Origin of the sequence: Pseudomonas sp. PSPC2-3 (assembly GCF_049898265.1) — a bacterium.
GTDB classification, from domain to species: Bacteria; Pseudomonadota; Gammaproteobacteria; order Pseudomonadales; family Pseudomonadaceae; genus Aquipseudomonas; species Aquipseudomonas veronii.
This window is the reverse complement of record NZ_JAFCXJ010000004.1, coordinates 69,489-94,897: the sequence shown is the minus strand read 5'-3', so window position 1 is coordinate 94,897 and position 25,409 is coordinate 69,489. Positions and strand designations below refer to the sequence as shown.

General features: G+C 61.5%; 20 protein-coding genes and 1 pseudogene. 7 read left to right on the top strand and 14 right to left on the bottom strand.

The window, feature by feature from the left end; all coding sequences use genetic code 11:
• Positions 1-84: 84 nt before the first annotated feature.
• Positions 85-1,335, top strand: a complete 1,251-nt coding sequence (locus ACP7E3_RS10360; protein ID WP_169866047.1) for a 2-aminoadipate transaminase — start codon at positions 85-87, stop codon at positions 1,333-1,335.
• Here ACP7E3_RS10360 and ACP7E3_RS10355 read toward each other — a convergent pair.
• Positions 1,332-3,356 carry a c-type cytochrome gene (locus ACP7E3_RS10355; RefSeq protein ID WP_426123048.1) on the bottom strand — a complete coding sequence of 675 codons (2,025 nt, stop codon included), beginning with the start codon at positions 3,354-3,356 and terminating at the stop codon, positions 1,332-1,334. The two genes, ACP7E3_RS10360 and ACP7E3_RS10355, sit on opposite strands and share 4 nt — an antisense overlap.
• A gap of 229 nt (positions 3,357-3,585) precedes the next feature.
• Here ACP7E3_RS10355 and ACP7E3_RS10350 point away from each other — a divergent pair, with 229 nt between their 5' ends.
• The 3 genes from ACP7E3_RS10350 to ACP7E3_RS10340 all read left to right on the top strand — a co-directional run bounded on the left by ACP7E3_RS10350 (position 3,586) and on the right by ACP7E3_RS10340 (position 4,872).
• A complete protein-coding gene (locus tag ACP7E3_RS10350) occupies positions 3,586-3,819 on the top strand; it encodes a type II toxin-antitoxin system Phd/YefM family antitoxin (RefSeq protein WP_227778728.1) in 234 nt (77 codons plus the stop codon).
• Positions 3,786-3,863, top strand: a complete 78-nt coding sequence (locus tag ACP7E3_RS10345) for a type II toxin-antitoxin system YoeB family toxin (RefSeq protein WP_141123716.1) — start codon at positions 3,786-3,788, stop codon at positions 3,861-3,863. Before ACP7E3_RS10350 ends, ACP7E3_RS10345 begins: the two co-directional genes overlap by 34 nt.
• 292 nt (positions 3,864-4,155) lie before the next feature.
• Positions 4,156-4,872 carry a hypothetical protein gene (locus ACP7E3_RS10340; RefSeq protein ID WP_046382109.1) on the top strand — a complete coding sequence of 239 codons (717 nt, stop codon included), beginning with the start codon at positions 4,156-4,158 and terminating at the stop codon, positions 4,870-4,872.
• Between the two features lie 59 nt (positions 4,873-4,931).
• Here the strand turns inward: ACP7E3_RS10340 and ACP7E3_RS10335 are convergent, their stop codons facing one another.
• From ACP7E3_RS10335 to cyoA, 6 genes are all read right to left on the bottom strand, one after another.
• The gene (locus tag ACP7E3_RS10335) at positions 4,932-6,026 is read right to left on the bottom strand and encodes a pyridoxal phosphate-dependent aminotransferase (RefSeq protein ID WP_169881800.1); all 1,095 of its coding nucleotides are present in this window, start codon (positions 6,024-6,026) and stop codon (positions 4,932-4,934) included.
• A gap of 148 nt (positions 6,027-6,174) precedes the next feature.
• Positions 6,175-7,062 (bottom strand): heme o synthase, encoded by an 888-nt coding sequence (gene cyoE / locus ACP7E3_RS10330; protein ID WP_017846726.1) that lies wholly within the window; start codon positions 7,060-7,062, stop codon positions 6,175-6,177.
• Positions 7,063-7,073: 11 nt separating this feature from the next.
• The gene (gene cyoD / locus ACP7E3_RS10325; protein ID WP_017846725.1) at positions 7,074-7,409 is read right to left on the bottom strand and encodes a cytochrome o ubiquinol oxidase subunit IV; all 336 of its coding nucleotides are present in this window, start codon (positions 7,407-7,409) and stop codon (positions 7,074-7,076) included.
• Positions 7,409-8,035, bottom strand: coding sequence for a cytochrome o ubiquinol oxidase subunit III (locus ACP7E3_RS10320; protein WP_017846724.1), 627 nt, complete (start codon positions 8,033-8,035; stop codon positions 7,409-7,411). Before ACP7E3_RS10320 ends, cyoD begins: the two co-directional genes overlap by 1 nt.
• Before the next feature lie 3 nt (positions 8,036-8,038).
• On the bottom strand, positions 8,039-10,057 hold the full coding sequence (gene cyoB / locus ACP7E3_RS10315) for a cytochrome o ubiquinol oxidase subunit I (protein ID WP_126588798.1): 2,019 nt from the start codon (positions 10,055-10,057) through the stop codon (positions 8,039-8,041).
• 3 nt (positions 10,058-10,060) lie between these two features.
• On the bottom strand, positions 10,061-11,002 hold the full coding sequence (gene cyoA / locus ACP7E3_RS10310) for a ubiquinol oxidase subunit II (protein ID WP_026139992.1): 942 nt from the start codon (positions 11,000-11,002) through the stop codon (positions 10,061-10,063).
• 27 nt (positions 11,003-11,029) lie between these two features.
• On the opposite strand from cyoA, the pseudogene ACP7E3_RS10305 reads away from it, so the two are divergent.
• A pseudogene (locus tag ACP7E3_RS10305) lies at positions 11,030-11,319 on the top strand (hypothetical protein).
• Between the two features lie 473 nt (positions 11,320-11,792).
• Here ACP7E3_RS10305 and ACP7E3_RS10300 read toward each other — a convergent pair.
• Positions 11,793-12,305 carry a disulfide bond formation protein B gene (locus ACP7E3_RS10300; protein ID WP_426123046.1) on the bottom strand — a complete coding sequence of 171 codons (513 nt, stop codon included), beginning with the start codon at positions 12,303-12,305 and terminating at the stop codon, positions 11,793-11,795.
• Positions 12,306-13,060: 755 nt separating this feature from the next.
• Positions 13,061-14,242, bottom strand: coding sequence for an NO-inducible flavohemoprotein (gene hmpA, locus ACP7E3_RS10295; protein WP_017846720.1), 1,182 nt, complete (start codon positions 14,240-14,242; stop codon positions 13,061-13,063).
• Positions 14,243-14,388: 146 nt separating this feature from the next.
• On the opposite strand from hmpA, the gene norR reads away from it, so the two are divergent.
• On the top strand, positions 14,389-15,933 hold the full coding sequence (gene norR / locus ACP7E3_RS10290) for a nitric oxide reductase transcriptional regulator NorR (RefSeq protein ID WP_057005278.1): 1,545 nt from the start codon (positions 14,389-14,391) through the stop codon (positions 15,931-15,933).
• Between the two features lie 215 nt (positions 15,934-16,148).
• Here norR and ACP7E3_RS10285 read toward each other — a convergent pair whose 3' ends face one another.
• Positions 16,149-17,060, bottom strand: coding sequence for a DMT family transporter (locus ACP7E3_RS10285; RefSeq protein ID WP_057005279.1), 912 nt, complete (start codon positions 17,058-17,060; stop codon positions 16,149-16,151).
• A 138-nt stretch (positions 17,061-17,198) separates the two neighbouring features.
• Here ACP7E3_RS10285 and ACP7E3_RS10280 point away from each other — a divergent pair, with 138 nt between their 5' ends.
• The gene (locus tag ACP7E3_RS10280; protein WP_177030646.1) at positions 17,199-18,074 is read left to right on the top strand and encodes a helix-turn-helix domain-containing protein; all 876 of its coding nucleotides are present in this window, start codon (positions 17,199-17,201) and stop codon (positions 18,072-18,074) included.
• Here ACP7E3_RS10280 and ACP7E3_RS10275 read toward each other — a convergent pair.
• From ACP7E3_RS10275 to ACP7E3_RS10260, 4 genes are all read right to left on the bottom strand, one after another.
• Positions 18,071-20,578 carry a LuxR C-terminal-related transcriptional regulator gene (locus ACP7E3_RS10275; protein WP_426123043.1) on the bottom strand — a complete coding sequence of 836 codons (2,508 nt, stop codon included), beginning with the start codon at positions 20,576-20,578 and terminating at the stop codon, positions 18,071-18,073. The two genes, ACP7E3_RS10280 and ACP7E3_RS10275, sit on opposite strands and share 4 nt — an antisense overlap.
• A 226-nt stretch (positions 20,579-20,804) precedes the next feature.
• Complete coding sequence (locus ACP7E3_RS10270) at positions 20,805-22,163, bottom strand: DUF1329 domain-containing protein (protein ID WP_046382101.1); 1,359 nt, start codon at positions 22,161-22,163, stop codon at positions 20,805-20,807.
• 26 nt (positions 22,164-22,189) lie between these two features.
• On the bottom strand, positions 22,190-23,980 hold the full coding sequence (locus ACP7E3_RS10265) for a DUF1302 domain-containing protein (RefSeq protein ID WP_177033826.1): 1,791 nt from the start codon (positions 23,978-23,980) through the stop codon (positions 22,190-22,192).
• A gap of 483 nt (positions 23,981-24,463) precedes the next feature.
• Positions 24,464-25,375 (bottom strand): SDR family oxidoreductase, encoded by a 912-nt coding sequence (locus ACP7E3_RS10260; protein ID WP_017847774.1) that lies wholly within the window; start codon positions 25,373-25,375, stop codon positions 24,464-24,466.
• Positions 25,376-25,409: the final 34 nt, after the last annotated feature.

Below are 25,409 nucleotides of genomic sequence, written 5' to 3'. Positions count from 1 at the left end.
ACCCGGCGACTTTATTTCGTTTGCGGCCCGGCCCGGCTCACGGCTTAGATAAAAAGACGCCCGCCATTGCCGAGTCCGAGATTCATGAGCCGCGAAACCATCAGCCAGTCGATTTCCATCGTCCACCCCATCAGCCTCAGCCACGGCAAGAACGCCGAAGTCTGGGACACCGCGGGCAAGCGCTACATCGATTTTGTCGGCGGCATCGGCGTGCTCAACCTCGGGCACTGCCACCCGGCGGTGGTCGAGGCGATTCGCCAGCAGGCGACCCAACTGACCCACTACGCCTTCAACGCCGCTCCGCACAGGCCTTACATCGAGCTGATGGATCGTCTGAGTGCATTTATCCCGGTGGACTACCCGGTCAGCGGGATGCTCACCAACAGCGGTGCGGAAGCCGCGGAAAACGCCCTGAAGATCGTGCGCGGCGCCACCGGCCGCACCGCGGTGATCGCCTTCGACGGCGCCTTCCACGGCCGCACCCTCGCCACCCTCAACCTGAATGGCAAGGTCGCGCCCTACAAGCAAAAAGTCGGTGTCCTGCCGGGCCCGGTGTATCACCTGCCCTACCCCAGCGCCGACAACGGCGTGACCTGCGCCGAAGCGCTGAAGGCCATGGACCGCTTGTTCAGCGTGGAAATCGACGTCAACGATGTAGCCTGCTTCATCATTGAGCCGGTGCAGGGTGAAGGCGGCTTCCTCGCGCTGGATATCGCGTTCGCCCAGGCCCTCCGCCGCTTCTGCGATGAGAAAAACATCCTGCTGATCGTCGATGAAATCCAGTCCGGTTTCGGCCGCACCGGGCAACGTTTTGCCTTCTCGCGCCTGGGCATAACGCCGGACTTGATCCTGCTCGGCAAAAGCATCGCCGGCGGTGTGCCGTTGGGTGCTGTGGTGGGGCGCAAGGCATTACTCGACAACCTGCCCAAAGGCGGGCTGGGCGGCACATATTCGGGCAATCCCATCGCCTGCGCGGCGGCGTTGGCCACCCTGGAGGTGATGACGGATGCACAGTTGCAGGCCTGGGGCACGCGACAGGAAGAGGCCATCCTGCGCCGCTACGAAACCTGGCGCGCGCAACGCCTGTCGCCTTACCTGGGCCGACTGACCGGCGTCGGCGCCATGCGTGGCATCGAGTTGGCCCACGCCGACGGCACGCCCGCGCCCCAGCAACTGAGCCAGTTGCTGAGCCTGGCGCGGGACGCCGGCTTGCTGCTGATGCCCAGCGGCAAGTCGCGGCACATCGTCCGCTTACTGGCACCGCTGACCATTGAGCCGGCGGTGTTGGAGGAAGGCCTGGACATCCTCCAGGCGTGCCTCAAGCAACTGGACTAGTAACGCGCATCCACCGGCTTGCCGCCGTTGGGCCAGTCTTTGACCTTGTCCGGGAAGTCCGGGCGAGGTTGCCCCGAGAAATACGCCGCGACGTCCACCGCTTCCTGGTCGGACAAACCGCCCTGGCCCAACGGGAATTGCTCGTGGAAGCCGATCGGCATGTTGCGTTTGACGAACGCCGCCGCCGTGTAGGTGCGTGCCATGCCGGCGCCGATATTGAACGACTGGTCGCCCCACAGCGGCGGGTACACCCGCTCGCCGTCGGCACGCGCCAGGCCCTCACCGTTGTCGCCATGGCACACCGCGCATTGCTTGGCGTAGACCGCCTTGCCATTGGCCAGGTCCGGTTTGATCGCCGGGTCGACCTTGCCTACACCGCGCCCGGCCACCTTGTCTTCGGGGCGGGTGTTGTTCTTCATCCAGTCGAAGTACGCGACCATCGCCTGCATATCCGCCGATTGCGGCGGCAACGGTTTGCCGTTCATCGAGCGCCGGAAGCAGCCGTTGATGCGTTCTTCCAGGCTCACCACCTTGCCCGCGCGCGGTGCATAGCTGGGGAAGAAGGCCGACACGCCGACGAAGGGCGAACCGTCCGCCACGGTGCCGGCGTTGAGGTGGCAACTGGTGCAATTGAGCGCGTTGCCGACGTTGTCGGGCAGCAATGCCTTGGTTTGCAGGTGCAGGCGCATGCCGCGCACCACCTGGTCGGCGTTCGGCGCCGCGAGCAGGTCGGCCAGGCGCGGGGTTTCGAAAGTGGAGGAGTAGGTCGTGGCCGGGTTGAGCTGATCGCGCAATGTCTTGACCTGCGCGGCGCTGATCGACGTGCCCTGGTTGCCCCAGCGCGTGCGAACGAAACTGAGGATTTCAGCGACCTCCTGGTCCGCCAGCCGGGCAAACCCGGGCATGGTGTAGACCCGTGGGTGAGTGGCCGTTTGTGCGGTCTCCCAACCGGTGAGGGTGATGTGCAGCAGGGATGTCGGGTCGTTCGAGACGATGCTCGGGTTGCCGGCCAACGGCGGGAACAAGCCTTTCACCCCCGCGCCATCACTGCGGTGGCAGTCGCTGCAGAACTGCATATAACCCAGGCCGCCACGGCTGGTGAACAGGTCGGCGGGTGGCGCGGCCGGTGCGCGGGCCACCGACGGCATCGGCAGATCGTCCGGGCCGGGCGGCAGGGATTTCAGATAGCGGGCAATCGCGGTCAGGTCGTCGTCGCTAAAATGCTGGGTGCTGTGGTGAATCACATCGGCCATGTTGCCGGCGACGGTGGCAAAGCGGTTCTGCCCGGTCTTGAGCAGTTGCACGGTGTCTTCCACGGTCCACAGGTTGCGCAGGCTCAGGGCGCGCCAATGCTCGACGGTTTCGCCGGCCAGGTAATGCTGGCCGCCGCGCCCGTCATCGCTCATGGCCTTTTCCTGGAAGGCGATGCCCCGCGGGGTATGACAGGAGCCGCAGTGGCCCAGGCCCTGGACCAGATACGCGCCACGGTTGAGCTGCGCGTCACGGCCGGGGTCGGGCTGGAACGCTTGCTTGTCGAGAAAGGCGAAGTTCCACAAGGCCAGGCCCCAGCGCTGGTTGAACGGGAAGCCCATGTCCGCCTCGAGGTTGGCCTGCCGCACGGGTTCCACGCCCTGCATCAGGTAGGCGTACAAGGCGCGCATGTCCTCCTCGCTCATCTTGGCGTAGGACGGATACGGCATCGCCGGGTACAGGTTCATACCCGCAGGTGTGACACCTTCACGCATGACCCGGTCGAACTGTTCGAAGCTGTAGGCGCCAATACCGGTCTCGCGGTCCGGCGTGATATTGCTCGAATAGATCGTGCCCATCGGCGTGCTCAGCTCCAGCCCGCCGGCCATCGTGTTGCCTGGCTTGGCGGTGTGGCAGGCAATGCAGTCGCCCAATTGCGCGACATATTTGCCGTGTTCGATCAGTGCGGTATCGGCGGAATTGGCGTGCAGGGGTAGCGTCAGACCAAACGTCGCTCCCAGCAAGGCCAGGCGTGACAGAGAAAGCGCCATTGCATTAGTCCTTTAATGACCTCGCGTGGGGAAGCCCCCTCGGCGCAGGTCCGTTGTCGTTTTTATGGGTTCATCAGACCTTTGTGTTGTAACGGGTTTGGCGCTGCGGGGTTTTGATGTGGGTCAGGCTCAAACCGTAAGGGTGCCACCCATTGACCGTTGATAAGGAAACCCTTGAACACATGTACGTATTTCTGGACGTTTCGTACCATCAAGCGAGGACATACCCATGGAAACAATCAACTACACCAATGCCCGTGCCCATCTCTCCGAGACAATGGATCGGGTCAATGACGATCACATCCCGTTGCTGCTCACCCGGCAAAAAGGTGAGCCCGTGGTGATGATCTCGCTATCGGAATTCAATGCCCTTGAAGAGACGGCCCCGAACCACTCAAATACAACCTCAGTGGCTTCTGGTCTCGGCGAATCACCGCCGAACATCGCTTGGTCTATGGCATAGAGGATGATGAGACTCAGGTCTTGATGTGTCGTTATCACTATTAACGGGGAATACCTGTTGAAGCCGACTGCCCTGGTCCGCGCCTGAAAACATCCGACGCTTTTCTGCAGGGAAGCACACTGGCGCTGGCACCGTCGATACTGTCGAGCGGCGCCTGGGCGGGCGGCATGGTCATCGGCAGCCTGTTGAGCATGCGGGTTGACCGTAGGTCTGTTTTGCGGGCGCTGGCCGCGTTGCGTCGCAATAAGGGCATTGTGCTGCCTTGACCTGCCCCCCCTCCCCGCCGAAAATGCCCGACGCTTTTTTGTCCCTGTTTACTGAAGTAGTGAAATTTCAATGCCCGATTCCTACACCGCTGAATCCGCCGAAGAATCCGTAGTCGCCTTGCAATCCAAAGCTGAATACGAAAACGCCATCAATCTTTCACAGCATGTGCCAGCGGCCAAGATCATCAGCGAGATGGTGCTGGACGCGTTCCACACCTCCAAGGAAAGCGACCAGATCCGCGAGTTGCGCGTGGCCATCCGCCAGGCCCACGATGCCTTCGACGACGACAAGGCCTACGACCTGATGGGCCAGCTCAAGCAGCTCAAGGACGCCGAAGCCGCCGACAACATCGCCCTGGAAGACCTGAGCAGCAAGTTCTCGATCAGCCGCATCCTGTCCAGCTTCAAGGACGACCCGGCGTTTCAGGAGCTGGTCTACGGCCTGGCCCTCAAGGTGTTGAACCAGTCCCACCAGGCCATCAGCAACCCGAGCGCCGGCAAGGGCAAGGCCGCGCGGCCGAAGAAAGACGCCGAAGTGTTTGTGATCAGCAAGGATGGCATCAGCGTCACCCTGCCGCTGCGCACGCCGCGCTCGAAGCTCAATGTCGACCGTGAAGCGTTCGAGTTCCTGGGTTTCAGCTTCGTGGGTGAAGGCGATGACGCCGAGCTGGAAGTCGAGAGCTTTGTGGATAACGCCGGCGCCGAACAGCCGTTGAGCCGCAAGAGCGTGATCACGGCGTTGCAGCAGCAGACCGCGTTCGATGGGTACAGCATCGCGCAGCAGTAGTACCGCAGAACCCAATGTAGGAGGGGGATTGCTCCCTCCCACATTGGTTTTGTATTGGGTTAAACGCTGCGCTGGACCTGCGCCGCAAACACCTCGCGAAACCGCTCCATCTCGTGCTTGTTCCCCACCGTCACCCGCACCCACTGCGGCCAACTCTTCCATACGCGGCCGATCATCACACCTTGCGCGGCCAGTTTCTCGATCACTTGCTCCGCCGGTTGCTTCACGTCGATCATGAAGCAGTTGCTCTGCGACAGCGTGCAGGTGAACCCGCGGGCCTTGAGCCAGGCGACGGTCTCCTCGCGCAGTTGCGCGTTCAGGGCCTTGCGTTGCGGCAACAGGTTGACGTCTTCGAGGCTGGCCTGCGCGCCGAGCAAGCCGCTGCCGGCAGGGACGTTGTCGCCCCCGAACACCGCGAGGCGCGCCAGCAACGCCGGGGCGCCGATCGCCAGGCCCACGCGCGCGCCGGCCATGCCGTAGATTTTCGAGAAGGTGCGCAACACCAGCAGGTCGTCGTGTTCCTTGACCCAACTGACACAGCTGGGAGCGTCGGCGAAGTCGATGTACGCCTCGTCCACCACCAGCACGCTGCCTTGGGGTTTGTTCGCCAGCGCGTGCCGGATGGCCTCGGTGGACGTCAGGGTACCGGTGGGGTTATTCGGGTTGCACAGGTAGAGCATGCCCGCCTGGGGATCGGCGGCGAGCATCGCGGGGATGTCGTGGGCGTGCTCGGCCGTGAGGCTCACTTCCTGCACCGGCGCCCGGCTCGCCTCGGCCGCCTGGCGCGGCACCTCGTAGGACGGCGTGGCCATCACCAGGCCGCGGTTTTCGCCGGTAAACGCCAACACCGCATAGCGCAGCGCCGCCATGGAGCCGGAAAACACCGCCACCTGTGCTTCGGCAATCCCCTGCTGCCGGGCAAACAACGCGGCCAGAGCGTACATGTGGCCGTAGGGATAACGCCCGGCCGTAGCAATCGCGTCCTGCATCGCCTCGCGGGCGGCGCCCGAGGGGCCGTAGGGGCTTTCGTTGTAGTTGAGCCGCACCTTCTCAGCCTTTGCCGGTGGTGGGCTGGCGACTGCCCAGTCCAGGCGCCCCAGCAAGGGCAAGGCCGCGCCCAAGGCGAGAAGGGACCGACGACTAACGCTGACCATGGTGACAACTCCTTGTACGCGGGTAATGGATTCGCACAGCTCGTACAGTGAGGTATGACGAGAAAGGCGCCGGCCGATTTAATCCCGCGCCCAAGAAAAAGCCCCGCGCTTCTCACGAAGGCGGGGCTTGTTCACTGCTTGGAACCACTCAGGGCGCGTAGGTCAGCAACAGCTCTCTCGGCACCTGGAAATCCAGGGACATCATCACGCTGAGCGCGGTGATGGTGAAGATCGAGAACACGAACAGCTTGCGTGCCCAGACGGTGTCGTCCACCGCCTTGTAACCGGTCCAGGCCATGTACAACCAGTACATGCCCATGGCGGCGGCGACGGCAAGGTAGCTCATGCCGGCGTAGCCACTGAAGGTCAACATCAAGGTCGCCACGAGGAAGGCCAGGATGTACAGCAGGATGTGTTTCTTGGCCACCTGGATGCCGCGCTTGACCGGCAGAACCGGAATCGACGCAGCCAGGTAGTCGTTGAAACGGAAGATCGCGATGGCATAGGAATGCGGCATCTGCCACAGGCTGAACATCACCAGCAGCACCAGCGCGGCCATGTCGAAGCTATTGGTCACAGCCACATAACCAATCACCGGCGGCATCGCCCCCGACAGACTGCCCACCAGCGTGCCGTGAACCGACTTGCGCTTGAGGTACAGGCTGTAGAGGCCGACGTAGATGACAAAGCCGATCACGGCAAACAGCGCCGCCAACGGGTTGGCCACCTTGTACAACAACACCACGCCGGCAACACCCAGGACGGTCGCGAACAGCAGTGCCAGTTTCAGGGAGATAAGGCCCTGGACCAGCACGCGATTCTTGGTGCGTTCCATCTTGATATCGATGTCGCGGTCGATGCAGTTGTTGAACACACAACCGGAAGCTACCACCAGGGACGTGCCGATCATGGCGGCCAGGAAGATGGCCAGATCGACATGTCCCTTGGAGGCCAGGAAGAAGCCGCCTGCCACAGAAAGCACGTTACCGAAAATGATCCCCGGTTTGGTGATTTGGATAAAGTGCTTAAGCGACATCGGGTCTTACCTCACTTCGCCATCATGTAGGTGTGGATGCTGAACATGATCCACAGCGACAGACCAACCAGCAGAACGATCACCAGGCCTGCGAACACGAACGCAATCACGTTCTCGCGCTGGGCCTCGGAGCGGTCCAGGTGCAGGAAGTACACCAGGTGAACCAGGACCTGAATCACCGCGAACGCCAGGACGATCATCAAGGTGATCGACTTCGGCAAGGTTGGGTACATCACCAGGCCGAACGGGATCAGGGTCAGGATGACCGACAGGATGAAGCCGATAGCGTAAGTCTTTACGCTGCCGTGACTCGCATCATGGCTGTCATGGGAGTGTGCATTAGCCATTACAGGGTCCCCATCAAGTAGACGACGGTGAATACGCAGATCCAGACCACATCCAGGAAGTGCCAGAACAGGCTCAGGCAGTTCAGGCGAGTCTTGTTGGTGTTGGTCAGGCCGTGTTTATTGACCTGATACATCATCATCGCCATCCAGATCAGGCCAGATGTCACGTGCAGACCGTGGGTCCCCACCAGCGTGAAGAACGCCGACAGGAAGCCGCTGCGGCTAGGGCCGTAGCCTTCGGAGATCAGCAGGTGGAACTCGTTGATCTCCATGCCGATGAAGCCCAGGCCGAACAGGAAGGTCAGGCCCAACCAGGTCAGTACGCCCTGCTTGTTGCCCTTGTAGAAGGACAACATGGCGAAGCCGTAGGTGATCGAACTGAACAACAGCAAGGCGGTTTCGCCGAGCACGTAAGGCAGTTCGAAGATGTCGTGGCCCGCCGGGCCACCCGCTACGTTGTTTACCAGTACCGCGTACACCGCGAAGATCGACGCAAACAAGATGCAGTCGGTCATCAGGTAGAGCCAGAAACCGTAGACGGTTACCGGGCCCGAGTCGTGGTGATGGTCATCGTGCCCATGGTCATCGACATGGGCGTGTCCAGCATTGGTCACTAAGTTCGACATGGTTTAAGCCTGTTCCAACGAGGTTTCTACACGGTTGGCCGGGATCTTCTTCTCGGCCACCAGGCGAGCGTGCTGCTCGGCTTCGATGCGCTCGATCGTTTCGACCGGCACCATGTAGCCTTGATCATCACGTGCAGCGTGGACAATGAAGTAGCCGATGGTGCCCACCAGGCTCACGATTGCCAGCCACCAGATGTGCCAGATCATCGCGAAACCGAACACGGTCAACAGCGCACCCATCACCACGCCAGTGGCGGTGTTGTTTGGCATGTGGATCGGTTCGTAGTGCTTAGGCCGCTGGTACGCAGTACCGTCTTCCTTGGCTTCGGTGAACGCATCGATGGTGTTCGCGGTAGGAATCACGGCGAAGTTGTAGAACGGAGGTGGCGACGAAGTCGACCATTCCAGGGTGTGGCCGTTCCATGGGTCGCCCGATTCGCACATGTTCTGCTTGCGATCACGCACGCTGACATACAGCTGGATCAGTTGGCAGGCGATACCCACCGCAATCAGCACCGCACCGATCATGGCGACGTACAGGTACGGCACCCACTCAGGGTTGGTGGTGGCGTTCAGACGACGGGTCATGCCCATGAAGCCCAGTGCATAGAGCGGCATGAACGCGACGAAGAAGCCCGAGATCCAGAACCAGAATGCAGCCTTGCCCCAACCCTCGTGCAGCTTGAAGCCGAACGCTTTCGGGAAGAAGAAGCTGAAACCAGCGATGTAACCGAATACCGCACCGCCGATGATCACGTTGTGGAAGTGAGCGATCACGAACAAGCTGTTGTGCAGCACGAAGTCAGCACCCGGGATGGCCAGCAGTACGCCGGTCATACCGCCGATGGCGAAGGTCACCATGAAGCCCAGTGTCCACACGACCTGGCTGGTCATACGCAGACGGCCGTGGTAGATGGTGAACAGCCAGTTGAATAGCTTCACCCCCGTCGGGATCGAAATCAGCATCGTCGCCAGGCCGAAGAAGGCGTTGACGCTGGCCCCCGAACCCATGGTGAAGAAGTGGTGCAGCCACACCATGAAGCCCAGTACCGAGATCGCACCGGAGGCGTAGACCATCGAGTGGTGACCGAACAGGCGCTTGCCGGTAAAGGTCGAGATCACTTCGGAGAAGATACCGAACGCTGGCAGGATCAGGATGTACACCTCAGGGTGACCCCATGCCCAGAACAGGTTCACGTACATCATTGGATTGCCACCAAGTTCGTTGGTGAAAATGTGGAAATCCAGGTAACGGTCAAGCGACAGCAGTACCAGCGTAGCGGTGAGGATCGGGAACGAAGCCACGATCAGCACGTTGGCCCAGGTGCAGGTCCAGGTGAAGATCGGCATGTCCATCATCTTCATGCCAGGGGCGCGCATTTTCAGCACGGTGGCCAGGAAGTTGACCCCCGTCAGCGTCGTCCCGAGCCCTGATAACTGTAGCGCCCAGATGTAGTAGTCCACACCCACGCCCGGACTGTATTTCAGGCCCGACAATGGCGGATACGCAACCCAACCGGTCTTGGCGAATTCGCCGACGCCCAGGGACACGTTGATCAGCACCACGCCAGACACCAGCAGCCAGAAGCTCAGGGAGTTCAGGAACGGGTAGGCAACGTCGCGGGCACCGATCTGCAGCGGCACTGCAAGGTTCATCAGGCCGGTGAAGAAAGGCATCGCCATGAAGATGATCATGATCACACCGTGAGCGGTGAAGATCTGGTCATAGTGTTCAGGCGGCAGGTAGCCTGGCGCGCCCTCAGTGGCCATGGCCAACTGGGTACGCATCATGATGGCGTCGGCAAAACCACGCAGCAGCATGACCATGGCAACGACGATGTACATCACACCGATTTTCTTGTGGTCGACCGAAGTCAGCCACTCAGTCCACAAGTAGGTCCACTTCTTGAAGTAAGTGATACCCCCAACCAGTGCCAGACCACCCAGCGCGATCATGGCGATGGTAATCATCACAATCGGCTCGTGGAACGGGACCGCATCCCAACTTAATTTACCAAACATCGTTTACTCCTCTGCCCCAGCAGTTGAATGCGAGCCCGTGTCAGAACCTTCAACCGCAGCCACTTCTTTCTTCTCGTGCTTGACCGGCTTGCCTGGTTTCATGCCTTCGTACTTGTCGACGACTTTCTGAAACAGGTCAGGCGTGTAAGTGGAGTACAGCGCGACTGGGTTGTTCTGGCTTGGTTTGGCAAGGGCTTCGTATTCAGCTTGATCAAGCTGTTTAGGTGCGGCCTTGACTTCGGCTACCCAGGCGTCGAATTCTTCCTGGCTCGTCGAGATCGCTTTGAATTTCATGCCGGTGAAACCTGCGCCGCTATAGTTGGCGGAGATGCCGTCCATTTCAGCTTTCTGGTTGGCGATCAGGTGCAGCTTGGTCTGCATGCCGGCCATCGCGTAGATCTGGCCACCCAGGCCTGGGATGAAGAACGAGTTCATCACAGTGTCGGAGGTGATCTTGAAGTTAACCGGGGTATGTTCCGGGAACACGATCTTGTTGACGGTGGCGATACCCAGGTCCGGGTAGATGAACAGCCACTTCCAGTCCAGCGCGACCACTTCGATATTGATCGGCTTGACCTCGGAGTCCAGCGGACGGTACGGGTCCAGCGCGTGGGTGGACTTGTAGGTCACATAACCCAGGGCAATGATGATGAGGATCGGAACCAGCCACACCGCGATTTCAATCTTGGTGGAGTGCGACCACTTCGGCGCGTAAGTCGCCTTGGTGTTCGACGCGCGGTATTTCCAGGCGAAGGCGAAGGTCATGATGATCACAGGGACCACGACCAGCAACATCAGCAGGGTGGCAGTGATGATCAGGTTGCGTTCATCCAGACCGACCTGTCCTTTTGGGTCGAGCAAGGACCACTTGCAGCCTCCCAGCATTAACATCATGCCAAGCAGCGGCAAAAAGCCTAGTAATCGGGGGTACCTGTTTTTACTCATCTCACGACCTCTAAAGCAGCTTGCGCAATGCAGTTGGGTTTTGATCGCCAACACTTCACCCTGCCAAGGGTTGGCATTTCTCTTCGATTGAATAAGAGCCTGCCCGTGCGCCCTAATTGGACGGTTCGCGGACCTGCGGTGAGTTCTTATTCGATTTCGTGGTTAAAGGCCTTGTTACAGACCAATTCCATTTGGTGCGGATAGTTGAAAGGCTGCCGGAACCTGGGGTCGCACAGAGCCATCCATCTGCCCCTCGACCGCTCCAATGCTCAAATATTGAACAGCACCGGACATTCAGTGCGGGCGATTGTAGTTAGCTAGCGATGTATAAACCATGTCTTATAAAGAAATAATTTTTATCGATTCCAGCAATAATCCTTCACCTATTTTGCAAAGGTTCGCGATCTTATCGCGTTGGATTCTCAACAAAAACCACAAAAAATGCCGTGTTATAGGGCAAACTGCCACACCCCTTACCCGCCGTAAGGGCCTGAAAAAGCGCTCCAAGCCCCCATAAAACAGGGCACTCGCTGACCACCGAAAGCCGCGAACGGCGCGCTATTCGCGGTGTTGCTCAAACGATGAACTGACAGCACACATTAACGGCCATGGGCAAATTCACGCGGCGTTGCGAGGGCTCGGAAACGCCCTGCGACAGCGCCTATGTGACAACATGTCGCACACTGCGCGCCGTCAAAATTGTCCCGCGTCACTGTCCCTTCAAAAATCCCTACAAACAAAAACGCCCCGGTTTTCCTTTAAGAAAGGCCGGGGCGTTTCAATGAATGGCTCAGGCTTTGCGTTGGCGATTGCGATTGCGATAGATACCCAGGGGCACCAGGATCACCGTCAGCACGAACGCCACCAGCGCCCATTGCGCCAGCGACAGGCCGAGCACCGGCGGGTACGGCGTGCTGCAGAAGCCGTCGACCTGGAATACCAGCGGAAACACCTTGGCCAGGGGCAGGCCGTCAACGATCGGTTGCAGCACATCCACGCCGCAACTGACCTCAGGGAAGAACTGGGTGTACACATGGTGACCGGCAGCCGCCACACCGCCCAAGGCACTGAGCACCACCAACCCTTCAAACAGCGTGATCGCCCCTTTGTTGCGCATAGCCGCACCAATAAACGCAAAAACGGCAATCAACAGCAAGGCATAGCGCTGCAGGATACACAGCGGGCACGGCGCTTCGCCCAACACCACCTGCATGTACAGCGCACCGCCGATCAGCGCCAGGCAGATGATGCCCAGCAACACCAGAAAGCGCCGCTCCCTGCCTAAACGCAATTCGTCACTCATCTCCGTATCCCTTTGTTTGGTTGTGCCTGTGGCGGCAAGTTTACACACAGAGAGTGGTTTAAACAGAAGGGGGTTAACGGCGGATTAATACGCCACTTGTAGGAGCGAGCTTGCTCGCTCCTACAGGTGTATGGGTGTGGGTGTGTGGGGGGACCGAAGAAGTCGTAGCGGCTTTGTTTTTCGGGTACGCCCAAGGCTTTGAGGTGGCGTTTAATATGCCACTTGTAGGAGCGAGCTTGCTCGCGAAAAACTCAAAGACGCTGCGGTCATCCAGGATGCAGGCGTTATCGTTGACGTTCTTCGCGAGCAAGCTCGCTCCTACAGGTGTGTGGGTGTGGGGGGGTTATTCGAGGGCGGCGGCCGGGCCGAAGAAGTCGTAGCGGCTTTGTTTTTCGGGTACGCCCATGGCCTTGAGGTGGCGTTTAATATGCCACTTGTAGGAGCGAGCTTGCTCGCGAAAAACTCAAAGACGCTGCGGTCATCCAGGATGCACGCGTTATCGTTGACGTTCTTCGCGAGCAAGCTCGCTCCTACAGGTGTATGGGTGTGTGGGCGGGCCGAAGAATTCGTAGCGGCTTTGTTTTTCGGGTACGCCCAAGGCTTTGAGGTGGCGTTTAATATGCCACTTGTAGGAGCGAGCTTGCTCGCGAAGAACTTAAAGACGCTGCGGTCATCCAGGATGCACGCGTTATCGTTGACGTTCTTCGCGAGCAAGCTCGCTCCTACAGGTGTATGGGTGTGTGGGTGTGGGGGGGTTATTCGAGGGCGGCGGCCGGGCCGAAGAATTCGTAGCGGCTTTGTTTTTCGGGTACGCCCAAGGCCTTGAGGTGGCGCTTGACTGCGGCCATGAAGCCTTTAGGGCCGAGGAAGTACGCATCCAGGTCGCGCTGCTCAGGCAACCACGCCGCCAGTTGTTCCTGGCTCAGCAGGCCCACGGTGTCGCCTGCCGGGCTCACGCCATCGTCCTCGTCATAGCAGTAGAAGCGCTTGAGCTGCGGATGCTTGGCCGCCAGGGCGTCGACCCATTCCCGAAACGCATGCACCCCGCCGTTACGCGCGCAGTGGATAAAATGCACCGGACGCTGGGTGGCCAGGGCCGCTTCGAGCATCGGCAGTGTTGGCGTGATGCCCACCCCGCCGCTGATCAGCACCAGCGGTTTATCGCTGGCGGCCAGGGTGAACTCGCCCGCTGGCGGGAACAGGTCGATCGTCGCGCCGACCTGCAATTGATCATGCAGGTAGTTGGACACCCGCCCACCGGCTTCACGCTTGACGCTGATGCGGTATTGGCCGGCATCGCTGAGGGCCGACAAGGAATAGTTGCGGCGCACTTCTTCGCCATCGAGCAGCAGCGTCATACCAATGTACTGACCGGGCTCGGCGGCGAGGATCGGGCCGTTGTCCAGCGGAGCGAAATAGAAGGACGTGATTTCGGCACTTTCCTCCACGCGCTTGACCAGCTTGAACGGCCGCGCACCCCGCCAGCCGCCCGGCGCCTGGGCTTTCTCATCATAGATCGCAGCTTCGGCGCCGATCAGGATGTCCGCCAACTGACCGTAGGCCGCGCCCCAGGCGCTCATCACCTCGGGAGTGGCAATCTCGCTGCCCAACACTTCGGAAATCGCACGCAGCAGGCAGGCTCCCACGATCGGGTAATGTTCCGGCAGGATCTGCAAGGCCACGTGTTTGTTGATGATCTTCGCCACCAGATCACCCAGTTGATCCAACTGGTCGATATGTCGTGCATACATCAACACACCATTGGCCAGGGCACGGGGCTGGTCGCCGCTGACCTGGTGCGCCTGGTTGAACAGCGGGCGCACCTCCGGGTACTCGGAGAGCATCATGCGGTAGAAATGGGTGATCAGCGCTTCGCCGCCGCTTTCCAGCAGGGGCACGGTGGATTTGATGATGGCACGGTCTTGGGCACTAAGCATGGAGCCTCCTGGGCTTCTTTACTGATTGCCTTGGAGTACTCAGTATTCATGCCAACTAATAAATCGTTTGATTTCAATCAGTTAAATTACCAGTAGTCAGTATGACCTCCTACGTCTTATAGTCATAAGGACTACAAGGAGTCATTATGACTGCGCAATCGCTGCTCACCACCCTGCTCCCCCTGGTCGCCGACCTGTCCCGCGAACTGCCCGAAGGCGAGCGTTACCGCCGCCTGTTGCAAGCCATGCGCGCCCTGCTGCCGTGCGACGCCGCCGCGCTGTTGCGCCTGGACGGTGAGTCGCTGGTGCCGCTGGCAGTGGACGGCTTGAGCGCCGATACCCTGGGCCGACGCTTCAAGGTCAGCGAACACCCGCGTTTCGCCGTGCTGCTCGGCAGCCCCGGCCCGACGCGTTTCGACAGCGACAGTGAATTGCCCGACCCCTACGACGGCCTGGTGGACGGCCTGCACGGGCACCTCGAAATTCACGACTGCATGGGCTGCCCGCTGTATGTCGATGACAAACCGTGGGGCCTGCTGACCCTGGACGCCCTCGACACCGAGCGCTTCGAACGGGTCGAGCTGGATGCCCTGCAAGCCTTCGCCAGCCTCGCCGCCGCCACGGTCAACGTCGCCGAACGCATCGAACACCTGGCATTGCGCGCCGAAGACGAACGCCAGCGTGCCGAGATCTACCGCCAGGCCAGCGGCCAGCAGCACAAAGAGATGATCGGCCAGAGCAAGCCCCACAAGCGCCTGGTCGAAGAGATCAACCTGGTGGGCGGCAGCGACCTCACCGTGTTGATCACCGGCGAAACCGGGGTCGGCAAGGAACTGGTGGCCCAGGCGATCCACGCCGCGTCGTCCCGCGCGGACAAGCCGCTGATCAGCCTCAACTGCGCCGCCCTGCCGGAAACCCTGGTGGAAAGCGAGCTGTTCGGCCACGTGCGCGGTGCCTTCACCGGCGCGCTGAACGAGCGCCGGGGCAAATTCGAACTGGCCAACGGCGGCACGTTGTTTCTGGACGAAGTCGGCGAGCTGTCGTTGACGGTGCAGGCCAAGCTGCTGCGCGTCCTGCAAAGCGGCCAGTTGCAGCGCCTGGGCTCGGACAAGGAACATCAAGTGGACGTGCGCCTGATCGCCGCCACCAACCGCGACCTGGCCGAAGAAGTGCGCAACGGCCGCTACCGTGCCGACTTCTACCACCGCCTCAGCGTCTACCCGCTGCAAGTGCCGGCGCTGCGCGAGCGCGGGCGCGATGTGTTGCTACTGGCCGGGTTCTTTCTCGAACAGAACCGTTCGCGCATGGGCCTGGGCAGCCTGCGCCTGACCAGCGACGCCCAAGCCGCGTTGCTGGCCTACAACTGGCCGGGCAATGTGCGCGAGCTGGAACATTTGATCGGACGCAGCGCACTGAAAGCCCTGGGAAACTGTCGCGAACGTCCGAAGATTCTCAGCCTGAGCGCCCAAGACCTGGACCTGCCCGACGTCAGCGCAGCGCCGATCGCCCCACCACCCGAAGTCACCGCCATCGCCGGCGGCGACCTGCGCCAGGCCACCGAACACTACCAGCGCCAAGTCATCAACGCCTGCCTGGAACGCCACCAACACAACTGGGCCAGCACCGCCCGCGAACTAGGCCTGGACCGCGCCAACCTAGGCCGCATGGCCAAACGCCTAGGCCTCAAATAACCCAGATCCCCCAATCAAACCCAATAAATACTGAAATACTGAAATGCTGAAATGCTGAAATGCTGAAAATGTGGGAGGGGGCTTGCCCCCGATAGCGGTGGGTCAGTCACTTATTTGTAGCTGACCCACTGCTATCGGGGGCAAGCCCCCTCCCACCTAAAGCAACACCCTCCCACCTAAAGCAATCCCCTCCCACCTTAACCCCCCTTCCCACCTCAGACTTGCTTCGCCCTGAACACCGCCTCCCCCGCCTGAACCACCCTAACCCTACGAAACACCAACACATTCCCCACCATCACCAACACCAACCCCACCAACGCCGGCGCAGTCCACTGATACCCCTCGGCAAACGCCGACACATTCAGCGCCACCACCGGAAACAACACCGTGCAATACGCCGCCCGCTCAGGCCCCATACGCCCGACCAGCGTCAGATACGCCGTAAACCCAATCACCGACCCCGGAATCACCAAATACCCCAACGCCCCGACATACCGCGCACTCCAGTCCATCTCGAACGGAATACCGCGCACCACGCAATAGGTCGCCAACATCACCGCACCATATGCCATGCCCCAGGCATTGGTAGTCAACGGCCGCAACCCCGCCTTCTGCTGCAGGCTCGAAAGCATATTGCCAGCCGAAAAACACATCGTCCCCAACAGCGCCAAACCCAGCCCGAGCAAGGTCTGCGGGCTCGCGGTGTGCCCCGCCAGCTCCGGCCAGAACAACAGGCCCAAGCCCAGCAAGCCAAGGCCGCCGCCCATCAACACATTGCGCGCGACCCGCTGGCCAAAAAACACCCGCGCATTCAGGGCATTCCACAGCGTCGCCGTAGAAAACACCACCGCCACCAGCCCGCTGGGAATCCACTGGCTGGCCGTGAGAAAACACATGAAGTTCACACAGAACAGGCACAACCCCTGGGCCAGGCAGATCAGATGCCCGCGCCGGTTCATCACCTGCAACTTGCGGCTGAGCAGCAACAGCACAAACAACACCAACGCCGCCAGGGCGAAGCGATAGACGATCGACACGGGAATCGCCACCACGCCCAGTTGCCACTTGAGGGCGATCCAGGTGGTGCCCCAGATCAGCACGGTGAGTAAATACAGGAAAAGGTTCATAACAGGCTCCGCTGGTTGAGCCACAGTGTCGCCTTCAAGCCATGGCCGGCGCTTGCAGATTCTTGCGCTTTTGTCGCACGGCGGGCTCACAGCGCCAGCGGCTCGGAGTAGGATGCAAGGCGTCGGAGAGTACACATCATGTCAGCGTTGGAATCCCTGCAAGTCTTTCAAGCCCTCAACCGCTCGCCCCACGCTCGCCTCGAAGCCTGCGCCGAGCTCGGTGACGGCTTGTCTGCGGCGTTGTGGAGCAACCACCACGATTCCCAGGACTACCAGGCGCCCGGCCATCACACCTTGTCCTGCTACATCGGCGGCGGCACCGGCACGTTTCGTCGCGACCAGCCGGGCACCAAGGGCGGGCCCGACAAGTTGTGCATCCTGCCGGCCGAGCATCAGTCGGCCTGGGTGATCAACGGCGACATCCGCCTGGCCCATGTGTATTTCAGCCAGGCGCAATTCGCCCTGGGCTGCATCACCCTGCTCGACCGCGAACCGCGCGCGCTGCAACTGCAGGAAAGCACCTTCCTCGAAGACCCCAGCCAGGCGCAACGCTTTCACCAGTTGATCGCCCTCAACTGGCACGAGCCCGCCGAACGCCTGCTGACCAGCAGCCTGGCCCATGAAATGCTCAGCCACACCTTGCTCAGCCAAGTCGGCGCGCGCGACGGGCTGCGTTTGAAAGGCGGGCTGGCGGCGCATCAGCGGCGGTTGTTGGTGGACTACATCGACCAGCACTTGGATGACCCCATCAGCCTCGGGCAATTGGCCGGGATGTGTGCGCTGTCGGAATACCATTTTGCGCGGATGTTCCGCCAAAGCTTCGGCCTGCCGCCCCATCAATACCTGCTGGCCCGGCGCCTGGCCCGCGCGCAGAACCTGCTGCGCAGCGGCAGCCTGCCCGTGGGTGACATCGCGTTGATGTGCGGCTTCTCCAGCGCCAGCCACTTCACCCATCGCTTTCGCCAGGCCATGGGCGCGACGCCCGGCGAATACCGTCAGGCGTTCTGCGCTTAAACCATCAAGCCCAACGTCTTGGCCTTGGCCACCGCCTGGGTGCGTCGCTCCACGCCGAGCTTGCTGTGGATGCGCCGCGCGTGGGTCTTGACGGTGTGCAGCGAGATAAACAAGCGGCCGGCGATTTCCAGGTTGGAGTTGCCCAGGGCGATCAGTTGCAGCACCTCCAGCTCGCGTTGGCTCAGCGGGTTGTCCGCCGTGCCGGTCGGCGAGGCCTGCGGTTCCAGGCCCAGCTCACTCAACAGCCCGGGCGAGCGTAAACGCAGCTCGCGGATCGCTTGCTGCACCTGGCAACGCCCTGCCAGTTCCAGGCCGTGTTGCAGTGAACGACGCGCCATCGCCGGTTCGCCCAGTTGCCAGGCCACCTCTCCAAGCACCAGGTGCAATTCGGCCTCCAGGCACAGCATGCCGCGTTGGCGGGAAGCGTCCAGCAGTGCGTTGAGCCGCGCCAGCGGTTGATCGGCGACGCCCAGTTTGACCTCGGCCAACACCAGCAGGTATTCAAGACGCGGGATCAATTCCAGCGTGGCCGGCGGCGCCTGCTTGGCGTCGGGCCCTCGGAAATGGCGGAGCACCCGGCGCAGCGCTGCCACCGTCAATTCGGCGCGACCCTGTTGCAACCAGAAGTGCCCGCTGACCAGCAGCAACACCGCGCGGTACACCGTGTCCGGCACCTGGCGCTGCTGCATCAGGCGCTCGGCCTCGCGCAACTGGATAAAGGCCTGGGCGTAATCACCGTGATTGGCCGCCAACAGCGCAAGGCCCAGGTAGCCATACAACACGCGCTTGTCCTGGCTGTGCAGGCACATGTTCAAACCCGTCTCGAAGCACTCGGCAGCCAACGCGTCCTGCCCCTGGCGCAGGGCCAGATGCCCACGCCGCAAGGCGATGCGTCCGACCAGCGGCCCAGCCTTCAGCCGCTGTTTGAGCAACATCGCCTGCACCTGCTCCAACAGGTTTTGCGCGCGGTACGGCGCGCCGCGCTGTTCGAGCAATTGCGCGTGATCCAGCTCCAGCAGGGCTTCGAGCAACAGCGAACCATGGGCCCGCGCCAGGCACAGCGCTTCGCGGTTCAGGGTCTGGGCCACCTCCAGCTCACCGCGCAGCAAGGCTTGCTGGGTCAACCCCGACAGGCACATCAGACGTGATGTCCACGCACTGTCGGGCAACGCCTGCAAGGCCTCGAGGAAATGCTCGCGAGAACGTTGCGCATCACCCGCCAGATGCAGCAACCACCCCCACTGCGCCTGCCAGCGCGCCAACAACAGGCGTTGCTGCGGCGCCGACGGTTGCGGGGCGAAACGCGCCAGTTGGCCGATGCACAACGCGGCCTGCTCGAAGCGCCCGGCGAACAGCAACGCGGCCGTGACCAGCCCCACCAACTGCGCGGAACACAGCATCAGCTCGTCACCGTGTTGTTCATGCAGGCGCAACAACAGCACGGCATTCTGCTGGCGGAACAGGTCTTCGAAGCTGAAGTGCTGCAACAGGCTGACGGCCACTTCGTATTCTTCGGCCAGCAGCGCCTGCTCGAACGCGGCTTGCCAGTCGCCCTCGGCGCTGAACCATTGGCAGGCCCGTCGGTGCCAGGAGCGTTTGGCCGGCCAGGGCTCATCCCGTATCAACTGCGCAAGCGGCGCGAAGACTTGCAGCCAGTCGGCGGCATCGTCCCAGGACTGGATAAATGCGCCGAGCGCCTGCAAGTCCCGCAGGTACTGAGCGCCATCGCCAAAGCCGAACAGGTGCTCGCACAAGCCCGCATTGAAACGCGGCAAATGCGCCAGCACCCGCCAGGCTTCCTCCAGTTCCGCCGGCAAGGTGCTGAACAGCTCGTGTTGCAGGTAGTCGAGCAAGGTCTTGTCGGGATGGCCGTCGCCGAGCAAGGCGATGCGAACCCCGGCGCACCAACCGGCGCTGAACCGCATCACGCGCTCGATGCTGTGACCCGGCGTCTCGCCGAGCAGGGCCTGGACTTCCTCGGCGCTGAAGATCAACTCGGCCGCGCTGCATTCCAGCAGCTCATCGTCGAGCAGCAGCCGCGGCCAGTTGCACCCAGGGCGCCGCCGCGCACCCAGCCACCAGGTCAGCGCCGGGTGGCTGGCGCTGAGCAGGCGGTCGAGCAAGGCGTCCAGCTCGGGCGCGGGCAGCCGGCTGAAATCATCGAGAAACAGCCACGCCGACGTCTGCCAGCGGCTGAGATCCTGCAACAGCGTGGCTTCATCGGTAAACGCCAGGCCCAGGTTGTGCGCCAGGCGCCGGCACAAATCCAGCGGGCTTAGCGGCACGCCATTGAGCGGTAGCCAGTACACCTGACAACCCGCCGGCGCCTGCAAGGCGCACTCGGCGAGCAACGCGCTCTTGCCACTGCCGCCCGGGGCACAGAGCAACTTGACCCGCGCCTGCGCCGCCAACAACGGCTCGGCCAGGCGCGGGCGCAACAGATGATGGGCGGACAGCCGTGGCATGAATCCAGGACGGTCCAGGCAGCGTGTCATGGCGGTCATTGCTGCATCCTGCGTTTTTATTGTTATGCAACCTGACACCTACCCTAGCCCCGTGCTCAGCGAATATTGAAGAAGTATTCAACGCAGTGATTAATAGCCATGCACAAAACCCAATGTGGGAGGGGGCTTGCCCCCGATGGCGGTGGATCAGTCAGCTCTCTGTAGCTGATCCACCGCTATCGGGGGCAAGCCCCCTCCCACATTAAGATTGCATTTCAAACAGGCATCAACGCACGCCCGAAGCCCTCAACGCCGCCGGCGTGTAGTCCGCCGCCTTGGCCGCAAACCCGAACACAAAACTGCTCTTCTCCTCATTCTTCATGCCCAGGGCGATGTAGCGTCCGGCGATGAGGTCGTACAGGGTTTCCACGGTGTAGGCCGGCACCTGATGGTCGTAGTAGAACTGTGCATGACCTTCGGCGACACGCCACAGTTGGCCGCGGCCGTCATAGTGATCCACCAACGCGACCTGCCAGCTGTCTTCGTCGATGTACATGTGGCGCTTGGCATAGATGTGCCGTTCGCTCGGCTTGACGGTGCCGACCACTTCCCACACGCGGTGCAGCTCATAGCGGGTCAGGTCCTGGTTGATATGCCCGGCCTTGATGATGTCGTCGTACTTGAGGTTCGGCGAATCGAGCTTGTAGCTGTTGTAGGGGATGTACATCTCTTTCTTGCCCACCAGCTTCCAGTCATAGCGATCGGGGGCGCCGGAGAACATGTCGAAGTTATCCGTGGTACGCAGGCCGTCGGACGCGGTGCCCGGGCCGTCGTAGGACACTTGCGGCGCCCGGCGCACACGGCGCTGGCCGGCGTTGTAGATCCAGGCCAGGCGCGGTTCCTTGACCTGGTCGAGGGTCTCGTGGACCAGCAGCACGTTGCCCGCCAGCCGCGCCGGGGCCGTTACCGATTGCTTGAAGAAACTCAGCACGTTGGCGGCCTTGGCGGCGTCGATATCCGGGATCGCCTGCGGCACCGCGACTTCTTCTTCAAAGCGGATCGGCGTGTAGCTGCCGTTCGTCTGCGGGGTGGCCTGGGTGATGATGCGCCGCAGGTTGCCGCCGTGGTAACGGGTGATGTGGTTCCACAGCACCTCCACGCCATTCTTGGGGATCGGGAACGCGTAGTAGCGGTTGCCGGTGAAGTTCTCCAGGCCGTTGCCGTCGTTGATCGCATGCACGTTCAGCGCGCTGCGCTTGATCGACTCGTAGATATCCGGCGGCAGGTTGACCGTGCGGTGGCTCGGGTACACCGGGATCTTGTAGGTCTCCGGGTAACGCTTGAACATCGCCACCTGGCCGTCGGAGAGTTTGTCCTTGTATTTGTCGACGGTCGCGGCGGTGATCACGAACAGCGGTTTTTCATTGGCGAACGGGTCGGCGAGGAAGCCCTTGCTGTCCACCGCACCGGCATTTTTTGGAATGCCGCCGGTCCAGGCCGGGATCGAGCCATCGGCGTTGCCGGCCTTTTCGGCGCCGACCGGGGTCAGGCTGGTGCCGAGCTTGGCGGCTTCTTCGGGCGACACGGCCGCCATGACGTTGGCGGCCAACACACTCAGGGCCATCACAGCAATTAACTTACGCATAGAGTCTTGTCCTTCTTTAAGCCAAATCAGAAGTTCACGCCGAAGCTGAGGGCGAGGAAGTCGCGGTCGGTCAGGGTGTTGTAGTCGCCACCAAAAAAGTCGGTGTAACTCAGGCTGGCGGTGTAGGTGTTGCGGTAGTCCGCATCGACGCCGACGCTGATCGCCTTGGCGCCCTGGTTGAACAGGCCGTTGGGGCCGTAGCCGTTGACGTCGTGGGACCAGGACAGGTTGGGCTTGAGGTTCACCCCGGCAAACACGTTGTTGTAGTCGAGGATGGCGCGGGCACGATACCCCCAGGAATTGGCCGTGACGAAACCGTCGGTGTCGCCACCGTAACCATAGGCGCCGTATACCGAGTCGCGGCCGTAGCGCAGTTTGCTTTTCGCTTCCAGCCCGCCGACGTGGACGAAGGCGGCCTCTCCCACCAGGGTCAGGCGTTCGGCCCCCAGTACCTGGTCGAAGAACTGAGTCATGGTGCTCTGGATCTGGGTGATTTCCTTGCGCCGGTAACCGGCGTTGTCAGCGCCGAACGAGCTGTGGATCGGCGAGGCGGTGTTGCCGGCAATCGGGTTGATCAGGGCCAGGGTCAGGTCGGTGGTGTTGAGTTGCACCGGCGCATTCGGGCGGTAGCTGATTTCCCCGGTCCAGGCCGTGCCGGTGGGCAGGGTGGTGGAGAAGCTGGCGCCGTACAGGCGAATGTCTTCCGGGTAATCGAGATAGTACTGGCCACGGCCGAGCATGGTGCTCTGGGCCAGGGCCGAGCCGGTGCCTGGCGCAATGGCGTTGGCAGCGTTGACGATGCGCCCGATGGTGGCCAGGTTGGTGTTGGCGGTGAGGGTGCCGACGGTCGGCGTGCGGCTGTGGTAGTTCATGAAGTACAGGCCGTACTCGGTGTCGTCGCCCAGCCAGCGCAAGGCCGCGCCGAATTGGCCGCCATCGCGGGCATCACGGTCCTTGGCGCGCTGCACCACGACGCCTTCACGCGTGACCTCAAAGCCCTGGCCGAACGCTGCGGCCACCGGTTGCAACGGCGCAATCGCCGGGCTGCCGACCGTGTAGTTACCGTTGCAACCGTGGGCCGCCACGTCGCCACCAAAGAACGTGCCGCAGTTATCCAGCACGGTGTTTTCCCAGTTCAACTGGTAGAAGCCTTCTACCGTCAGTTGGTTGGTCAGGCTTTGGGAGGCGAACAGCATATTGACCGGTATCAGCCCTTCCTTGATCTCGGCGCCGGGGCGGCGGAAGGCCGATACGTCGATGGGGTTGATGCTGTTGATGGAGTTACCGATAAACGTACTCTCGCCCCAACTCACCACCTGCTTGCCGACGCGCACGTTGCCCGGCAGGTCGGCGATGGAATAGTTGTGATAGACGAACGCATCCAGCAGCTCGTAACCGGAGGAGCGCGCACCTTCGTCGCGATGGTGATTGCTGATCTGCTTGAACTCGCGGTCTTCGTCCTGCAGTTCGAAGTCGTACCAGTACTTGCCGCGCACGAACACGCCGCTGTCGCCGTACTTGAGTTCCAGGTCGTGGATGCCTTTGAAGATCTTGGAGAAGGTCTCGCCCTTCTTGAAGTTCAGTCGCCCGTCATCCCCGGTGGAAGCCTGCCCCGTGCCGCCATTGGACACGCCCACCAGTTTCTTGTCGGCATCGCGCATGCCCCAGCTGGCGCCGACCGACAGCGAGGAATCGAATTGCCCTTCGATCTCGCCGATGTTGAACGAAACAGCCTGTGCCTGGGCACAGCATCCCAACGCAACCGCGGCGGCCAGCGCCTGCGGCGTGAAGATGGCGCGCATTGTTGTTTTTGTCATGCGTCTTCCCCGGTGAGTGACAGAAGGCCCCACCCTACTGCCGCCCTTCGGGAGCGATAAGCGCACCAAGGAGGTATTCGTGTTGTCGCCCGAAAGGATTAACGCCGCTCTGGCGCGGCTCTGCGCGGGGGCATGCGCCCCATGGATGGCGGGTTATCAGGCCGGTGGATGGCGCCAGGGGGTGACTGTTGTCATATCCGTAACAGTCCTTGTCCTGAAGCGCTATTACTCATTTTGTTACAACCCTCTATTCTTGCCTGGCTTTCAGGGCAAACGGCCCGCTCCCACCTTCGGGAGAACAGCTGAAATTCGACGGATTGGCTACTGTATTCAATCTGTTACCGGTGTTCACTGACGTTGAGTCTGTCGCTCCTTGATCCAACGTCTTACTTCGGCCGCTGCTTTGCAGCGGCCTTTTTTATGCCTGAAAAAAAGCGGGGCGCCGTCAGCGCCCCGCAGTATTGAAGGTGTATCCGGCAATGATCAGAGGCTGAACTTCTGCAAATTGGCCATCATCTCCTTCAAAGCCTCGATAGTGTCCTTGGGATGCACCGCGCCTTCGAAGTCACAGATCTGTTGCCAGTGCGCGGCCACGTCGTCCGGCGAGAACCCGGCTTCCGGGTCGAAGCCCACACCCAGGCTGCGTTCCCAGCGGGTCTTGCCGATCCAGCCGCCGCCCACTTCGAACAAGCCTGAGGTTTCCTGGCACGCCTCGCTACCCAGGTACACCACCAGCGGGCTGACCAGTTCCGGCTTGAGGCGCTCGAACACCTGCGGCGGGATCAGGCCTTCGGTCATGCGCGTGCCGCCGGTGGGGGCGATGGCGTTGACCAGGATGTTGTTCTTGCGCCCTTCCAGCGCCAGGGTGCGGGTCAAGCCATACAGGCCGAGCTTGGCCATGCCGTAGTTGGACTGCCCGAAATTGCCGTAGATGCCCGACGTGGACGCAGTAAAAATCACCCGCCCATAGCTTTGTTCACGCAGATGAGGCCAGGCGGCGCGGGTAACTTTGTAGGCACCTTCGACATGCACCCGGTAAACCAGGTCCCAGTCGCTGTCGTCCATTTTGTGGAAGGTCTTGTCGCGCAGGATGCCGGCGTTGTTCACCACCACGTCGATACGGCCGAAGGCATCCAGGGCGTTCTGTACGATTTTCTCGCCGTCGGTGACGGAATCATGGTTGGCTTCGGCGATACCGCCGGCTTCGCGGATTTGTGCGACCACACGGTCGGCCGCCGACGCATTGGCGCCCTCGCCCTGGGTGGAACCGCCGAGATCGTTGACCAGCACTTTGGCCCCGTGCCTGGCGAACAGCAGCGCATGGGCCCGGCCCAACCCGCCGCCGGCACCGGTGACGATCACGACCTTATCCTGGAACTGCACTGACTCACTCATACCGAACTCCAATGGCGACGATGGGAATGGCTCG

Excerpts from the sequence above, each read along its gene's own strand:
- ACP7E3_RS10280 (WP_177030646.1), top strand. The coding sequence starts at position 17,199 with ATGTCAGCGTTGGAATCCCTGCAAGTCTTTCAAGCCCTCAACCGCTCG.
- hmpA (WP_017846720.1), bottom strand. The coding sequence starts at position 14,242 with ATGCTTAGTGCCCAAGACCGTGCCATCATCAAATCCACCGTGCCCCTG.
- ACP7E3_RS10350 (WP_227778728.1), top strand. The coding sequence starts at position 3,586 with ATGGAAACAATCAACTACACCAATGCCCGTGCCCATCTCTCCGAGACA.
- norR (WP_057005278.1), top strand. The coding sequence starts at position 14,389 with ATGACTGCGCAATCGCTGCTCACCACCCTGCTCCCCCTGGTCGCCGAC.
- cyoD (WP_017846725.1), bottom strand. The coding sequence starts at position 7,409 with ATGGCTAATGCACACTCCCATGACAGCCATGATGCGAGTCACGGCAGC.
- cyoE (WP_017846726.1), bottom strand. The coding sequence starts at position 7,062 with ATGTCGCTTAAGCACTTTATCCAAATCACCAAACCGGGGATCATTTTC.
- ACP7E3_RS10320 (WP_017846724.1), bottom strand. The coding sequence starts at position 8,035 with ATGTCGAACTTAGTGACCAATGCTGGACACGCCCATGTCGATGACCAT.
- ACP7E3_RS10335 (WP_169881800.1), bottom strand. The coding sequence starts at position 6,026 with ATGGTCAGCGTTAGTCGTCGGTCCCTTCTCGCCTTGGGCGCGGCCTTG.
- cyoA (WP_026139992.1), bottom strand. The coding sequence starts at position 11,002 with ATGAGTAAAAACAGGTACCCCCGATTACTAGGCTTTTTGCCGCTGCTT.
- ACP7E3_RS10265 (WP_177033826.1), bottom strand. The coding sequence starts at position 23,980 with ATGACAAAAACAACAATGCGCGCCATCTTCACGCCGCAGGCGCTGGCC.
- ACP7E3_RS10355 (WP_426123048.1), bottom strand. The coding sequence starts at position 3,356 with ATGGCGCTTTCTCTGTCACGCCTGGCCTTGCTGGGAGCGACGTTTGGT.
- ACP7E3_RS10340 (WP_046382109.1), top strand. The coding sequence starts at position 4,156 with ATGCCCGATTCCTACACCGCTGAATCCGCCGAAGAATCCGTAGTCGCC.
- ACP7E3_RS10275 (WP_426123043.1), bottom strand. The coding sequence starts at position 20,578 with ATGACCGCCATGACACGCTGCCTGGACCGTCCTGGATTCATGCCACGG.
- ACP7E3_RS10260 (WP_017847774.1), bottom strand. The coding sequence starts at position 25,375 with ATGAGTGAGTCAGTGCAGTTCCAGGATAAGGTCGTGATCGTCACCGGT.
- ACP7E3_RS10360 (WP_169866047.1), top strand. The coding sequence starts at position 85 with ATGAGCCGCGAAACCATCAGCCAGTCGATTTCCATCGTCCACCCCATC.
- ACP7E3_RS10285 (WP_057005279.1), bottom strand. The coding sequence starts at position 17,060 with ATGAACCTTTTCCTGTATTTACTCACCGTGCTGATCTGGGGCACCACC.
- cyoB (WP_126588798.1), bottom strand. The coding sequence starts at position 10,057 with ATGTTTGGTAAATTAAGTTGGGATGCGGTCCCGTTCCACGAGCCGATT.
- ACP7E3_RS10300 (WP_426123046.1), bottom strand. The coding sequence starts at position 12,305 with ATGAGTGACGAATTGCGTTTAGGCAGGGAGCGGCGCTTTCTGGTGTTG.
- ACP7E3_RS10270 (WP_046382101.1), bottom strand. The coding sequence starts at position 22,163 with ATGCGTAAGTTAATTGCTGTGATGGCCCTGAGTGTGTTGGCCGCCAAC.